General features: G+C 45.2%; 11 protein-coding genes. 8 read left to right on the forward strand and 3 right to left on the reverse strand.

Translation table 11 applies throughout. The annotated features are described in order from the left end of the window. The first annotated feature begins 2 nt into the window (after positions 1-2). The 7 genes from LOZ80_RS10855 (at position 3) to LOZ80_RS10885 (ending at position 8584) form a co-directional block, all read left to right on the forward strand. Positions 3-974, forward strand: a complete 972-nt coding sequence (locus LOZ80_RS10855) for an ABC transporter permease (protein ID WP_238171441.1) — start codon at positions 3-5, stop codon at positions 972-974. Beyond that, entirely contained in the window at positions 955-1794 is an 840-nt protein-coding gene (locus tag LOZ80_RS10860; RefSeq protein ID WP_238171442.1) for an ABC transporter permease, read from the forward strand. Before LOZ80_RS10855 ends, LOZ80_RS10860 begins: the two co-directional genes overlap by 20 nt. An 11-nt stretch (positions 1795-1805) precedes the next feature. Then, the gene (locus LOZ80_RS10865) at positions 1806-3449 is read left to right on the forward strand and encodes an ABC transporter ATP-binding protein (RefSeq protein WP_238171443.1); all 1644 of its coding nucleotides are present in this window, start codon (positions 1806-1808) and stop codon (positions 3447-3449) included. After that, complete coding sequence (locus LOZ80_RS10870; protein ID WP_238171444.1) at positions 3430-4569, forward strand: PLP-dependent cysteine synthase family protein; 1140 nt, start codon at positions 3430-3432, stop codon at positions 4567-4569. The genes LOZ80_RS10865 and LOZ80_RS10870 overlap by 20 nt, the downstream gene beginning before the upstream one ends. A 30-nt stretch (positions 4570-4599) precedes the next feature. Then, a complete protein-coding gene (gene cntE, locus LOZ80_RS10875) occupies positions 4600-5787 on the forward strand; it encodes a staphylopine family metallophore export MFS transporter CntE (RefSeq protein WP_443147019.1) in 1188 nt (395 codons plus the stop codon). A gap of 116 nt (positions 5788-5903) precedes the next feature. Further along, a complete protein-coding gene (locus LOZ80_RS10880; protein ID WP_238171446.1) occupies positions 5904-6665 on the forward strand; it encodes a hypothetical protein in 762 nt (253 codons plus the stop codon). Positions 6666-7066: 401 nt separating this feature from the next. Then, a complete protein-coding gene (locus LOZ80_RS10885) occupies positions 7067-8584 on the forward strand; it encodes a malate:quinone oxidoreductase (RefSeq protein WP_238171447.1) in 1518 nt (505 codons plus the stop codon). Between the two features lie 714 nt (positions 8585-9298). On the opposite strand, the gene LOZ80_RS10890 is transcribed toward LOZ80_RS10885, so the two are convergent. Beyond that, the gene (locus LOZ80_RS10890) at positions 9299-10321 is read right to left on the reverse strand and encodes a serine hydrolase domain-containing protein (RefSeq protein ID WP_238171448.1); all 1023 of its coding nucleotides are present in this window, start codon (positions 10319-10321) and stop codon (positions 9299-9301) included. 18 nt (positions 10322-10339) lie between these two features. After that, complete coding sequence (locus tag LOZ80_RS10895; protein WP_238171449.1) at positions 10340-11164, reverse strand: MerR family transcriptional regulator; 825 nt, start codon at positions 11162-11164, stop codon at positions 10340-10342. Between the two features lie 188 nt (positions 11165-11352). Here LOZ80_RS10895 and LOZ80_RS10900 point away from each other — a divergent pair, with 188 nt between their 5' ends. Continuing rightward, positions 11353-13185: a hypothetical protein gene (locus LOZ80_RS10900; RefSeq protein WP_238171450.1), complete on the forward strand. Its 1833-nt coding sequence runs from the start codon at positions 11353-11355 to the stop codon at positions 13183-13185. A gap of 825 nt (positions 13186-14010) precedes the next feature. Here the strand turns inward: LOZ80_RS10900 and LOZ80_RS10905 are convergent. Then, a complete protein-coding gene (locus LOZ80_RS10905) occupies positions 14011-15396 on the reverse strand; it encodes an MFS transporter (protein WP_238171451.1) in 1386 nt (461 codons plus the stop codon). Between the last annotated feature and the right edge of the window lie 72 nt (positions 15397-15468).

Below are 15468 nucleotides of genomic sequence, written 5' to 3' on the forward strand. Positions count from 1 at the left end.
TTATGTGCAAAGCATTGTTTGAGAAGGGATTACAAGGCATCATTACGCTATTTTGTGCAACGCTGCTCATATTCATTTTGACTCATTTGGCTCCAGGAGACCCTGTGAGTTTGCTGTTGAACCAACCGGCGCAAGTCGCGAGCAGCGACACAGAGGCGTATGAGCAGAAAGCGGCGGAGTTGCGAGCGGAGTGGGGCCTCGATCAGAACATCCTTGTTCAGTATGCTACTTGGATGGGGCATCTAGCCCGGTTGGACTTGGGTACATCCATGCATACAGGGAGAGATGTTGGCATGGAAATAGCAGGAAGACTCCCGGCAACTATGCTGCTTTCCCTATCAGCTTTGGTTATTCAAGTCGGCCTGGGACTGTTGTTTGGCATCGTTTCAGCCCTTCATGCAGGCAAGTCCTTGGATACCCTCATCCGCTTTATTTGCGTGGCGTTCGCCTCGCTCCCGGCGTTTGTCATCGGCTTGATGTTATTATCCCTTTTTGCCGTGACGTGGCACTTGTATGAAATAAGCAGCGACGCCAACCTGAGCAGGCTAAGTCTTCCAGCCATTACCTTAGGCTTAATTGGCGCACCGCAATTGATTCGCTTAGTGAGAGCGAACATGCTATCCGAGTTTGGTCAGAGTTATATCCTTTCAGCCCTTTCAAGAGGATTGTCAAGAAAGCTGGTAGTTGGGCATGCCTTAAGAAATGCTTATCTGCCTATCGTAACGATGGTTGCTTTATCACTCACAACACTTATAAGCGGAGCTGTCGTCATTGAGAGCATCTTTTCATGGCCTGGCATTGGCAAATATGCGCTTGATAGTATCCTGGTCAAAGATTATCCCGTCATTCAAGGGTATGCATTTGTCATGGTAACGATCGTGGTACTCATCCATGTACTTGTTGATGTGGTCTATATTCTCATAGATCCTCGAATTTCATACCAAGGAGGGGCAGATGCCAAAGCGGAAGCGTAAATTCAAATTTCCGATCAGCTTCGTTGCTGGCTGTGTATTACTTGGTTTAATCGGCATTCTCGTTATAGGAGCCCCCTTGTTTACGCCATACGACCCCTTGGAGCAGCATGTCTCGGAACGACTGGAGAAACCAGCCAAGGTCCACCCTTTAGGCACAGACCGATTTGGCAGAGATGTTCTTTCACGAACTCTTCACGGTGGGCAAACGACGCTGGTATCAACCATCCTCGCGCTTGGAGCGGCACTTCTTATAGGAATGCTCGTGGGATTGGTTGCGGGCATGTTCCACGGAACGATCATCGATATCCTATTGATGCGACTGATTGATGTGCTGCTGGCTTTTCCCTTTATGGTGCTTGTGATGGTCATCGCGGCGCTGTTCGGCACAAGCTATATCCACCTGCTAATCGCTGTCGTATCTGTATGGTGGGTATCTTTTGCCCGATTAACGCGCAGTGTTGTTCTGTATGCCAAGAGTGAAACTGCTTTTGCAGCGGCCCGAGTACTCGGGGCTAAGAACGAGGTCATCATCCTGCGAGAATTATTGCCAAAAGCATTAAGTCCAGTGCTGATTTTGGCGACTTTTGAGTTAGGGAGCTTGATTCTTGCCATCTCCGCCCTTTCATTCTTAGGGTTAGGCGCACAACCGCCAACGCCTGAATGGGGCAGCATGTTAGCAGATGGACGTGATCACTTTCTGCAAGCGCCCTATATTTTACTAGGACCAACACTTTTTATCATTCTTACTGTTCTAGCTTTCAATTTAATTGGCGAGGGACTGCGCGATCGGCTTGATCCATATGAAATTACCAGGCTATAGGAGAATCGTACATGGCAATAAAACAGCGTGAGGCTATCCTGCAAGTAAAGAATCTACATGTGGCGTATAAGCAAAGTTCTCAAGAAGCGAACATCCTGAATCATCTTTCTTTCGAGCTTAGAGAAGGGGAAATCCTGTCGCTGCTGGGGGAAAGCGGATCGGGAAAGTCGACGATTGCCAAGGCACTCTCAGGGCTGCTTCCTGCTTCTGCCCATATCCCAAGCGGGATGCTGCATATTGGCACTCATGTTGTTGCCGACCTTGCCAGCACAAGGGTGAATTGGAAAGGCATCAGAGGAAGACAGATCGCGATGCTTTTCCAGGATGCTCGGCAAGCTCTTAATCCGGTTCTTAAGATCAGAGACCATTTCAAGGAAACGCTGCTGTTCCATCGCGCGGCCACATCTGATCAAGTCATGCCGATTACAATTCAAATGCTGAGGAAGCTTCATTTTGAGGATGAACTAAGGATACTGGATTGTTACCCGTTTCAACTCAGCGGCGGCATGTGTCAACGTATTTGTCTTGCACTGGCGTTGTGCCTTAAACCATTGGTGCTGATTGCTGATGAGCCGACGTCATCTTTGGATATCGTGAGTCAGAAAGAAGTTCTCGATTTGCTCAAAAGTATGCAGGAAGAATACGGCTTAGCAGTCCTCCTCATAACACATGATATTGCCGTAGCCAACGCGGTGAGTGATAGAGTCCTTGTTTTACATAACGGTGTCATTGAAGAAGAAGGAGATGCCCGAAGTGTTTTCACCAACCCGCAGACTGCCTATACGCGCCATTTGCTCAATTCCCGCTATCACATAGCAAGTCCTTCTCAAGTACTCGGGATAAGGGATGAGCAAGAACTAATTCTCGAAATTAGCCAACTTGAGAAGAGGTATGATCAAAAGCCTGTTCTGCACAATGTCAATCTGCAGCTTCACAAGGGCGACATCGTAGGGATTCTAGGAGAAAGTGGATGCGGGAAATCAACTTTGGCAAAATGTCTAGCCGGTTTGGAACCTTTGAGTCGAGGGAGTATCCTTTATCGCGGCAGAGAGATTAGCCGCTTGAAAGGCAAGAGAAAGCGAGAAATGTGCCAGCATATTCAAATGGTATTTCAAGATGCCAGAGCAAGTCTCAATCCTGGACGAACGGCTTGGCAATTGGTGCAAGAACCACTGAGATACTTGCATATAGGCCAGAAAAAAGAATGGAAAACAAAGGCCAAGCTGATTTTGGAAGAGGTAGGGATCTGTGGCGATGCATGGAATAGGAGACCTCCTCAATTAAGTTCAGGTCAATGTCAACGTGTTGCCATTGCAAGAGCGCTGGTGCTTGGCCCGGACATCCTGATTTGTGATGAGGCGGTATCATCACTGGATATGAGCGTAAGAGCACAAATATTAGAATTGCTGCAGCGTATGCAACAACAACTTGGGTTCTCGATCATCATGATTTCGCACGATATCCGTGTGCTTGAGTCTTTTTGTCATCATATTGCGGTGATGAATCAGGGGAAGTTTTGTGAGATGAGACCGGCAGATCAACTCCGCGCAAGTACGCATGCGTATACCCAGTTGCTGCTCAACTGTGCTGGCGATTTGGAAGATGGCTTTTATGCAAAAGGAGGGGACAGGACATATGATTTGCAGTATTCTTGAGACCATTGGCAATACGCCGCTGCTAACGATAGCGGGCACCAATAAGGCGAATGAAGGCCAAGTTTTGTTCAAATACGAACGATATAATCCTGGAGGAAGCATCAAAGATCGCGCAGCCATGTATATCATTAACGAAGCCGAACGTAGGGGGTTACTCAAGCCTGGAGGCACGATTATTGAATCTTCAAGCGGCAATTTCGGTATTTCCTTGGCGATGATTGGTGCGGCCAAAGGCTACCGTGTCATCATCCTGGTAGATCCCAAAACAACCAAGTCTAATCTTGCGCTCCTAAAATGCTTTGGGGCTGAGGTCATTGTCGTCAGGGAACAAGATGATACGGGTAGTTATCATAAAACAAGAATTTCACTTGCCAACAAACTGGCCAAAGAAATTGATAATGCCTATAGGCCAGATCAGTGCTTTAATCTTCTTAACAGTGAAGCGCATTACAAGAGCACAGCTCGTGAAATTATGGATGATTGCTCCAATCAGATCACTGCTTTCATAACAGCGGTTAGTACAGGAGGGCAATTAGGGGGCATTTCCAAGTATCTCAAGACGTTTGCTCCTCATGTGCAAATCATTGGTGTGGATGCTGTTGGTTCTTCCATATTTGGAGGCGACACCCATTCCTATCGTATACCAGGTGTAGGCCTCGGTTGGACGCCTATGAATTTGAACATGGACCACATCGATTGCACGTATAAAATTACTGATGAACAGGCCTTCCTGACAGCCCGCGCTTTTGCTCGCAATGAAGGCATATTGATGGGACCTTCCAGCGGGGCTTGTGCGTTAGTTGCCCTCAAAGTTGCCCAGGAGCTTACATCCCAAGATCGTGTTGTCTGCATGATTGCAGATGGAGGGGAGCGTTACATCCATACATTATTCAATGATGAGTGGATAGAGCAGCAAGGGTTTGCAGCCAAAGTTGAGATGGAAACAGTACGTTCGATGGCAAATGAACTTCAGCCTTGGAGTCAAAGCCCTGCCGCTAGCGCAAATTATAGACTAGACTTGACTCAAAGCCTGAATGTTCCAGAATCTACCCTGCACATGAACTCAGAGTTGTTAACGCGAGACTATGAGACGCATAATAGCTGCATTTATATAGATTAAATTTATCCTAGCTGCTGGAGGAGTTTGGCATTGAGTACTCAATTGGCAACTTCGTGGCCGTATTTGCGCCTTTATGCGCTCGCATTCCTCTTTTTCAGTGCAAATGCGATCTTGAATGTGATTGTCCCGATAAGGAGTGAATCCATGGGCGCGAGCAACACGATGATTGGTATCATCATGGGCACGTACATGCTGACGTGCATGCTATTTCGCCCGTGGGCAGGTCATATTGTACACAAGTACGGCGCAGCTAAAGTGCTGCGTGTATTATTGATTATCAATGGGGGCGCGCTCATCTTATATACGGTGACTGGACTTCACGGCTTTATTGTGGCACGACTTCTACAGGGAGCCTCTACCGCTTTTTTTTCCATGGCGCTGCAAATAGCAATCATTGAATCCCTCTCAGACGAGCAGCGATCTCAGGGAGTTTCCTTGTATTCGCTCTTTACTTATATGCCTACCATCGTGGGACCTTTGATTGCTTTGGGAATTTGGGGATGGGGAGGCATGCAGGCATTCACCGTTACAATGATTGCTATTGCTGTCATTACAGGTTTATTTGGATACCGTACACGCATCGATCATGTTTCCAGTGGGAGGGAGGAAGAGAAGACAGGTCAAGGCGTGCTGAAAGCAGTTAGCAAATTAGTTCGGCAGCCGGATTTGCTCATTTGCAGTGTCTTGATGTTCGCGGCTTCGGTCGTTTTCGGATCGGTTGCTTTTTTTATTCCATTGTATGTAAACCAAGTTGAATACGGCAATGCGGGTATTTACTTCATGTTGCAGGCGGGAGTCATCGTTCTGTCACGCTTCATGTTTCGCAAGCGGGTACCTTCCGACGGGAAGTGGCATCCCCGTTTCGTCAGCGGCATTATGCTGCTAGCTGCTGTCGCTGCCATGTTGTTATCGATATCGGCGACCGCTGGACCGCTTTTTCTCTACTTGGCTGCTATTCTTATGGGCATCGCGCAAGCCATGTTATACCCAACGTTAACGACCTATTTGACGTTCGTGCTGCCAACTTCCTCGCGAAACATCATGCTCGGTATATTCATTGCTTCGGCGGATCTCGGAGTATCGCTCGGAGGTGTTGCGATGGGACCCATTGCGGACTTGATGTCCTTTTCTGTTGTGTACATGCTCTGTTCCTGCATAGTGATAATTACCGCGGGTCTCGCAGTGCTTTATAATAAAAGATTAAATCGTTATGTATAACGAGATTGCGGCTAATCCCGTAAAATGATTTATTTCGCTATAGAAGGACATCGGTCCAAGCCAATCCGTCGCCATGGAATAACATGAGTGTTATTCCATGAATGGAGTGTGATCATGTGAAGGCGAAAAGAAGTACCCCCTTGCTTTTCCTGCCCAATCTTAAGCTTAAAGCGAAGCCAAGCATCCCTAGAAATGTGAAAGTCCAGGTATTCAATGTTCAAGGGAACACGGGGGCGATCCCCATAGAGGATGTAATTGTGTTTGCACGTATACTAAGAGCAAACAGATTATTTCAAGAGTATTGCAATATTTCGTTTTCCATCGGAGAAACGCAAACCATTAACATCAATTGCGATACCGTACGTCCCGGTTCTTTATGTTGTGTAAAGACAAGCAAAGGATGTGTGCAAAGAGCTTTAACTACAGATTTGATGACAGCCTATATTAACAATACTCCACGGCTTCAACAATTTGCCAGTTTAAATCCCAAAACGATTATCATCATCAATACGGGTTTAAGTTTCGCAGATCCAACTACACTCGCGAGTACGGTGAGAATACAACAAGGAAAAAAAACGCGCGCATTTGTCTGGATCTCCCCAAATGCAGTTGCAGCAGCAAATGCGTACACGATAGCTCATGAATTTGGTCATGTTTTGCTTTCTAGTTGTCCGAATTTCCAAAGGATTGCTGACCCACTAAGTATGGCGCCCAAAGATCCAAAATCACCTAATTATCAACATGAAGATCCACTGAAACATCCAGAAAATTTAATGCGTGCCACCAGTCCCAACAACGCGAATTTTGTACCCCAAATAAATGACCAACAAATTAAATTATTTTATGATAGTCCATATGTATCTATATGTAAAAGTTGAGAAGTAAGAAAGTTCTCGAATTGGAAAAGGTTAGTTGAAAATTAGCAGCGGCAGTCTACGACTTTTTTACGTCCTAGACCGCCGCTGTTTCATTTTTGGGTTTAGTTGTCGTTGCTTCCTGATTTTTCGAAAAAGGTTCACACAATTGTAAGTATTATTTGGAAATTCATTAATCATTTGTTCTATATTATAGTGATTGAACTTAAACGCGTGGACTTTCACGCGATTCCGATTCTCCGATAAGGCTTGTCGTATAGCTTATAACTATCATATAATAGTAAATAAATATTTAATCGATAGGGTAATAATTGAACCAGAAAAGGTGTGTAACTAGGTCGCGCCATGGCTTGCTGTAGCGCCTACATCCTTTCTGCAAATTTTAGGATATAAGGATGGTAAAGATGAGCAACAGAGAAACGAAAACAGACGTAATCTTAATTGGTGCCGGAATCATGAGTGCGACTTTAGGGACACTTCTGAAAGAACTAAAACCGGAATGGAAAATTACAGTGTTTGAGAAGCTCGAGAATGCAGGTGAGGAAAGCTCAAATGAGTGGAATAATGCAGGGACTGGGCATGCAGCACTTTGCGAGCTTAACTACACTGACGAAAAACCAGACGGATCTATAGATATTAGCAAAGCGATCAAAATTAATGAACAGTTTCAGCTTTCCATGCAGTTTTGGTCTTATTTAGTAAATAGCAAGCTGATACGGAATCCGCAGGACTTTATCATACCGTTGCCTCATATGAGTTTGGTACAAGGGGAACAGAATGTAACGTTTTTGAAGAAGCGTTTTGAGGCTATGTCAACGAATCCTTTGTTTCAAGGGATGGAATTTTCCGATGACCCTGCAAAACTGATGGAATGGATTCCACTTATTATACAAGATCGACCTACGAATGAACCTATAGCAGCAACGAAAATCGACTCGGGTACAGATGTAAACTTTGGTGCTTTAACGCGCATTTTGTTTGATCACCTGAAGAGTAAAAAAGTCGATATCAAATACAAGCATAGTGTAGATAATATTAAACGTGCTGAAGACGGCTCGTGGGAATTAAAAGTACGAAACAACAGTGATAAAGTTGAACGCCATACGGCTAAATTCGTATTCATCGGAGGCGGAGGCGGAAGCCTGCATTTACTGCAAAAATCCGGTATTCCTGAAGGAAAACATATTGGCGGCTTCCCGGTAAGCGGGATTTTTATGGTGTGCAATAATCCGGATGTTGTAGCTCAGCATCATGCCAAAGTATATGGCAAAGCCAAGGTCGGAGCTCCTCCAATGTCTGTTCCGCATCTTGACACCAGATTTATCGATAATAAGAAATCATTGTTGTTTGGGCCGTTTGCCGGCTTCTCGCCAAAGTTTTTAAAAACAGGTTCCATGTTTGATTTGGTAACTTCCGTAAAACCGGACAATCTTGTTACGATGTTGTCGGCAGGTGCCAAAAACATGTCATTAACCAAATACTTGATCGAGCAAGTTATGCTGTCCAAAGAAAAACGCATGGATGAGTTGCGTGAGTTTATCCCGACCGCCAAAAGCGAGGATTGGGATTTAGAAGTAGCAGGCCAACGTGTACAAGTTATCAAAGATACGGAAGCTGGCGGCAAAGGAACGCTTCAATTTGGAACGGAAGTTATTAGTGCAGCGGATGGCTCGATTGCAGCATTGCTAGGTGCTTCTCCAGGTGCTTCCACGGCTGTTCACGTTATGCTTGAGGTCATTACCAAATGCTTCCCAGAGCATATCAAAGAATGGGAAGCGAAAATTAAAGAAATGATACCTTCTTATGGCGTGTCACTCTTGGAGAACCCAGAGCTTCTGCACGAAATTCATACTTCAACAGCAGAGACCCTTGGTCTCAACGGGAATTTACCGTTACAATTAGCACGTCGAACCGTATCATAAAAAAAGGAGCTCTGCCTCGCGGCAGAGCTCCTTTTTTTTATTGGACCGGTTGATGCGCTGAGAATAAGGCAGCTAAAACTTATTGTTCGAATGGCTGCTACTGGGGCAGTCCAGAGAGGGGCGTCCAATAAGTCGATGAAACCCAGAGCCCGCCCGCTGCTGTGAGTCCCCGTAACGCTGCGGGGTACTCTAACGAACCCAATACCCGTTATTTAGCCAAAACGGGGCATTTGAAAAATCCAACGAATTCCAGATGCGTTATGTCATATAAATGACCACCAATCCGCCTAAAAACTGCTCGATAACGCCAATACAGTTCATTAGATCTCAAAAGTAGCCAATTTTTCGTCTATAAGCATCACAGAGTTCGTTAGAATGTCAGATTGGTTGTACAGGGTTCGGGAACATTGCGCGGGGATGCTAACGAACCCAATCCCCGTTATTTAGCCCAAACGGGGCATTTGAAAAATCCAACGAATTCCGGATACGTTATGTCATATAAATGACCACCATTCCGCCTAAAAACTGCTCGATAACGCTAATACAGTTCATTAGATCTTAAAAGTAGCCAATTTTTCGTCAATAAGCATCACAGAGTTCGTTAGTATGACAGATTGGTTGTGCAGGGGCTCGGGAGCGTTGCGCGGGGATGCTAGTGCTCGGGGGCAGTGCACTGCTATCCAATCCGGGGGTTAGGAGCACAGATAAATCTAGTTAATCAATCAAAGACGGAATCATATGCTCCTTAATGAGTGTCCACCTATCACGAGGATTAAGAATGAACTCCGATGCAATAGCTACAACCAAATCCTTGTCTGGTAAGCAACAAATAACATGACCACCATCACCTAAAGCAAGGTATGCCAGAAGCCCGTCCTCTTCACGTAACCACCATAAATAACCGTAGTTATTGGGGTTCATAGCTGTTGATTTCTCAATCCACGAAGGAGAAACAATTTCTTTGTCGTCCCAAATCCCTTGGTTCACATACAGCAAGCCAAAACGAGCCATTTCACGGGGGGTTAGCGTAAGTCCCCACCCGCCAGTGGAGTTACCAGCAGGGTCATTCACCCATCCTTTCACCCTTTTCCCGAATAAATCCTCAAACTCGAATGATTTCATTTCATAATCCGGAGTTTCATTGATGCCGATAGGTTTAAATAACCTTTCATTGGCAAACTCCCGAGCACTTTTACCTGAGCTGCGGGTAATAATAGCCGAGAGCAAGTGTGCACCAGCAGTGGAATACTTGAAATCCCCGATAGCACCATTTTCCCCCAGCATATCCAGCGTATATGTCACCCAATCCGGGTGCATACACATCTTATCCAAGGGTTCATGCCAGTTCTCAAATGGATAGGGGGCTGTCATCGTGAGAAGATGGCGTATCGTGATTTCTCGTTTCTGCCCATTCGAAACCTTGGGTACATATTCAGGGAAAAAATCCAGCACCTTCTGGTCTAGATGTTTAATAAATCCTGCATCTATGGCAATGCCAATAAGTGCTGATAAAATACTTTTCGTTACAGATGCCACGTGATGCGTATCATCCGGGCCATAGCCATTATAATAATTCTCATAAGCAATATATCCATTTCGCACAATAACAACAGCGTTAATATTGCTGTACTCAGATTTTATCAAAGGTTCAAGCTCGGAAAGTTTATCAGAGTTCATTCTCAGGGATTCCGGAGCTAAGGTTTGCCACTCTTTCGTCGGCCAGTAGTTTCTTTGCATGAAATTTGCCTCCTGAACTTATTTTTTCTTCACTGGAAAATAAACCTCGGTTATTATTTCCGCTGGACCGGTGGCATGATTTGGGTCAGTCACATAGATTTCATAAGGAGAATTGACCAAATCATAACCTTCCAATTCAACCCATTCACGGAGCTTAGCATATACCGATGTCAATTCTGAGTAAGATCCTTTCAAAACAGACATCGCACAAAGGCCTCCAGATAAATCTCTCGTTCCTTTTACGGTTTCCTTGATGGAAATAGCAAACTCAGTATCATTACCGGCTGGATTGTATTCAGCTCTGTGATAAATCGTCATTGGCGTACCAAGCAAGGTGAGTTTCTCTCTAGCAATGATTTCATATAGCCTGCTAAAATACTTGCCATATCCGGCAGCATGGTCATCACTAGTCAACATCTGACGCATACAAAGGATATTCAATGGCTGGGTTTCAACAAGTTTCACTTCTAATTCGTCAATGTAAGATAAAACAGATAATCCTTTCTCTATAGCCAAAATATCAGCACTCATTTGGTTTAGAGTAAATTCAAAAGCGTTTAGCTTTTCCTGAATTTCGCTTCTTTTGCTGTGAAGAGCAGAGTAAAGATGATCTGCGGATTGATCCTTATCCATTTCGAGAATAGCCTTGATTTCTTCCAAAGAGAAATGATAGGTCTTTAAGCGGTTAATAAAGAGCATCTTTTTAAGCTGATTGATGGAGTAGTATCTGTACCCGTTCTCAGGATTAATTTGATCAGGAGTAATTAAGCCAATTTCATCATAATAGCGAAGCGTTTTGGTCGATACTTCGCATATCTTTGAGAATTCCCCTATCGATAGCATGTGGTTATCTCCTTTCTTCAGGACTTTTGTTCAGTTCTAGTATCCACCTTCCCCTAAGGGCAAAGTCAACTGCCAAGTAGTAAGGTTTCCATAAAAAAACACAGAACGCCTTTAAGTTTCACCATGGTGTGTAGGGGTCCAAAACGGTATGATGTAATTCTATAAATTTGTATCATACGGAGGCAATAATGGAAATCGTTAGAACATGGTTGGAACATCCAACTCTCGTCATGGAACTCGGTCAACCAGCCCATCTCCAGCTTGGTGATGTATTTCCGAGTGTACGTATTCAATCATACACAGAGTTGACGATAAGCGCATCCGTACATACGGAGGCAGGAGAGGACATTCACACTCCATCCCAAATGCTTCAACCGGGAGATGAGCAAACAATCACTTTTTCAGGAGTCGTTAAGAGGTTCGGTATGCACATCTTACAGCTAACATTCTCTCGTCCTGGTTATCCGAATTTGCACGATGCCTTTTACTTTTATGTAGAAGATCCATTGCTAGATAGGATCGATCAATCAGATATTGCATATATGGGGGCGGACGGTAAGCTTGTTTACATACCAGACTTCAAAGGAAACCGCATCGCAGATTTTTCTCATGCAGGCTATATGGGCGGCGGCATAGAGCTTCCGGATGTGCCCACCCGAGTGATCGTCGAACCTGGAGAAGGGGATGCTACATCGCGCATTCAGGAAGCCATTGATTCTGTGTCTCAGCTGCCCCCCACGGCAGGAGGAATCCGCGGCGCTGTCTTGCTGAGACGAGGGACGTACTATTTGGACAGAACGTTGAAGATTGCAGTTAGCGGGGTTGTTCTTCGAGGAGAAGGGCAGGATGGAGACGGCACACTTCTGTATGCGACAGGTGCGGTGAAGAAAAATGTCTTGGAAATTGGCGGATCGAGCGGAATCACTCTGTTGGAAGAAACGAGTACGATGGTTTCTGAACTGTATGTTCCTTCAGGATCCAATTCCTTTCATGTGGAGGATGCTCAGCATTTCCGAGTAGGAGATTCAATAATCATCCGTCGATATGGGAACGATGCGTGGATTCATGAAATTGGTATGGATGCGATAGTCCAGCGCCCGGTAACTGGGGGAACCCAAATGTGGAGTCCATTTGAACTTGATTTTGACCGAATGATCGTTGAGATGGCAGGTAACAAAATAACCGTTGACGCACCATTGACGAATTCAGTTGAACAGCGTTGGGGTGGAGCGCAGGTATTCAAATATGAAGATCCAAATCGCATCGAGCATGTAGGCGTAGAAAATATACGAATTGACGTGGAATTCGATCCTTCAGTGACAGATACGCAGATTGATGATCGCAAAGGCGCTCTTGATCCATATTGCGCTGACGAAAACCACACGACTAACTTTGCCGTTCTGAATCATGTCAAGAATGCTTGGGTACGTGATGTAACAGGGTACCATCTCGATCATAGTCTTGTTCTTGCCGACTATGGGAGCAAGTGGGTGACAATTCAAGATTGTACGGTTTTGGATATGGTCAGCATCATAACCGGAGGACGCCGCTACAGCTTCCATGTTTGTGGACAATTGATTCTAGTCCAGCGGGCTTACACGGAAACAGCGAGGCATGCGTTCGTGGTCGACAAATGGGTGACGGGTCCGAATGTGTTTCTCGATTGCAAGTCTAGCACGGACTATAACACAAGTGAACCGCATCATCGCTGGTCGGTAGGCGGATTGTACGACAACGTGAAGGCGCCTATCGCTATTCAAGACCGCATTTGGCTTGGCAGTGGACACGGTTGGGCGGGAGCCAACTATGTCACATGGAACACGGAGGGAGATTTAACACTACAGCAGCCGCCGACTGCGCAGAATTATGCAATTGGTCACGTTGGTGAGAGGAAGAAAGGGCGGGCACCGAATGAACACGATCCTCGCCCGAGAAGTGACGGGTATATGAATGCAGCAGGCAAGCATGTTTTACCGCGCAGCTTGTATATGAAGCAATTGGAGGACCGACGCAACAAGTAAGCGGAAATGTAGAGGACCTGATGCTTTAAGTCAGATAAATAGTTAATTCCAAACGTGATTTAACAATATTATATCCATTGATTATTTCGCGCAGATTAATGAGGTATATAGCGAAACTATGGGTCATGCGGAGTGGAGCTACTGGGGTGACGACAAAGATGAGATGTTGATCGAGGACTTTATCACCTGCCTGAAAGAAAAAAGACCTGTGTCAATTACGGGCATGGATGGTTATAAATCCACTATCATTGCGTTAGCCGCATATGAATCCATTCGTTTAAAAAGTCCAGTCAGCCTTTGACTGGACTTTTTAGAATAATAGCTGGAAAAAGTATAAATGAGATGCGATAAGAAACAAGGTAGCTGTGAACGTACTTATTTGTTCGAATAGCTGTTGGTTTGGAGGTATAAACAAGTATTTGGCAGAATGAGATCCGATAGCGTAGCTACCGCGCGGAGAAAAGGGAACGTCAAGCCGCGATACTAGCAAAATGTGTCAGGATAGCGAGTTTGAGGGAACTACAGTCCGCTATATTTCTGAAAACCGCCATATTCCGCTTCAAAGGGAACTACGGTCCCCTATTTCACCATTTCCCGGTTGGAATCGGCAAGTTCCGCTAAAATAGCGGATCTCAGTTCCCTTTCATGCTACGTTTACCCTAGTTCCCGCCATTTAGCAGATCATAGTTCCTTTTCACACGACGCTCTCTGTCATTGCAAAGCCTAAACGGAACTAGGATCCGCTGATTGCTGAAAACCGCTAGGAAGACGCTCATCTCTTAGTGCGGTAAAGCCGCTTTTGTTAACATAGAATTTATAGTGAGACTAGGACGCTTCCAATTGTCCTGACTCCCGGCGCCGCCAATTCATGAATACCAAGGATAAGGCAATTACCGAGAGGATTACCCCCAGCATTCGGAATCCACTGAAGCTGAACACATCTCCCATTACGATACTTATCAATAAGGAGGAGAGAATGGCTCCCAGATTTCTTGATGTGCTAAATAATCCAGAGGCTACTCCAATTATTTCTTTTGGAGAACTTTTGAATAAGGCCGCTTGCATGCCGACACTGTTTAACCCGTTGCTAATACCAAAGGCAGCTAACGCTAAGCACACGCTAATAACCGGTGAAGTTTGATTTAATGTCACGATCCACACGGACCCCAAAGTCATTAGGATTGCGGACACGAGCAGTGCCGGCCTAGGTCCTGATTTATCGATCCAGCGTCCTGCTAGCGGAGAGGCGATGAGGGAACATAAACCTAAGCTAAGCATGAGTATCCCTGTATGGAACTCGCTGACATGACGTACCATTTGCAAATAGGAAGGAATCCCGAAGAAGAGTGCGTAAAAGAGTACGTTAACGACCATGAATTGGATATTTACCCAAGTTAAAGCTGGATACTTGGCGAAAGTGTGCAAAGGTATGAAGGGTGACTTGGTTTGCAGCTCACGCCGTACGAAAATCCCCAATGCAACTAGACCTATTAGCCCGATAATGACATTTATGAATGAGAAATGCCCAGATGATTTTGCCGACAGTAAGCCAACGAGTAAGGCGACGAGACCCACTGTGAAGAGCAGGATCCCCGATGCATCAATGAGATCCAACCATTTGCGAAAGGATATTCCCCGTCCGTTGGCTGTTGGTGCATCATCTTTAGGAATAATCCTCCAAGAAAGAAGAAAACTCACTACTATGAACGGAATATTGACGAAAAAGATCGCTGGCCATCCCCACCAGTGAATCAGAAGCCCGCCAATAAACGGGCCAATGGCTGCCGCTCCGGATTGGAAAATGGTCAAGACGGACAGCGCAGTCGCTTGTTTCTCCGTAATATGAATTCGAATAATGGCCATTCCTACTGAAAGCATCATACTTGTTCCAATAGATTGCACAATACGGAACACGATGAGCCAGCCAAAGTTTGGTGATATCGGCGCTAACAATGATGAAATGAAGGCTACAACTAGCCCGGCAAGAAATATCTTCTTGCGTCCGAATAAATCGCTGGCCTTTCCCATGATAGGGTTAGAGATAGCACTTGCAATGTAGAATGAGAAGATAATCCAGGCGACTACGGTAAAGTCAAGTTGGAACGCATTTTGCAGCCTTGGAATAGCAACAGCGACCATCGAAGAGTTCAATGGGTTCAAGAGCATCCCAAGGCCAACAGAAATCATTAACCACCTACTGCTAGTATTCATCTTTGAGTTCCCCCTTAGTGTTTTAATGATATCGTACTTGAAATAGATTATTTACTCCAACGCATTTTATGT

The organism is Paenibacillus sp. HWE-109 (assembly GCF_022163125.1).
Classification (GTDB): domain Bacteria; phylum Bacillota; class Bacilli; order Paenibacillales; family NBRC-103111; genus Paenibacillus_E.

What these genes read in the sequence shown, in the direction of transcription:
- LOZ80_RS10870 (WP_238171444.1), top strand. Translation starts at nt 3,430, where the DNA reads ATGATTTGCAGTATTCTTGAGACCATTGGCAATACGCCGCTGCTAACG.
- LOZ80_RS10885 (WP_238171447.1), top strand. Translation starts at nt 7,067, where the DNA reads ATGAGCAACAGAGAAACGAAAACAGACGTAATCTTAATTGGTGCCGGA.
- LOZ80_RS10865 (WP_238171443.1), top strand. Translation starts at nt 1,806, where the DNA reads ATGGCAATAAAACAGCGTGAGGCTATCCTGCAAGTAAAGAATCTACAT.
- LOZ80_RS10895 (WP_238171449.1), bottom strand. Translation starts at nt 11,164, where the DNA reads ATGCTATCGATAGGGGAATTCTCAAAGATATGCGAAGTATCGACCAAA.
- LOZ80_RS10860 (WP_238171442.1), top strand. Translation starts at nt 955, where the DNA reads ATGCCAAAGCGGAAGCGTAAATTCAAATTTCCGATCAGCTTCGTTGCT.
- LOZ80_RS10905 (WP_238171451.1), bottom strand. Translation starts at nt 15,396, where the DNA reads ATGAATACTAGCAGTAGGTGGTTAATGATTTCTGTTGGCCTTGGGATG.
- LOZ80_RS10900 (WP_238171450.1), top strand. Translation starts at nt 11,353, where the DNA reads ATGGAAATCGTTAGAACATGGTTGGAACATCCAACTCTCGTCATGGAA.
- LOZ80_RS10855 (WP_238171441.1), top strand. Translation starts at nt 3, where the DNA reads ATGTGCAAAGCATTGTTTGAGAAGGGATTACAAGGCATCATTACGCTA.
- LOZ80_RS10890 (WP_238171448.1), bottom strand. Translation starts at nt 10,321, where the DNA reads ATGCAAAGAAACTACTGGCCGACGAAAGAGTGGCAAACCTTAGCTCCG.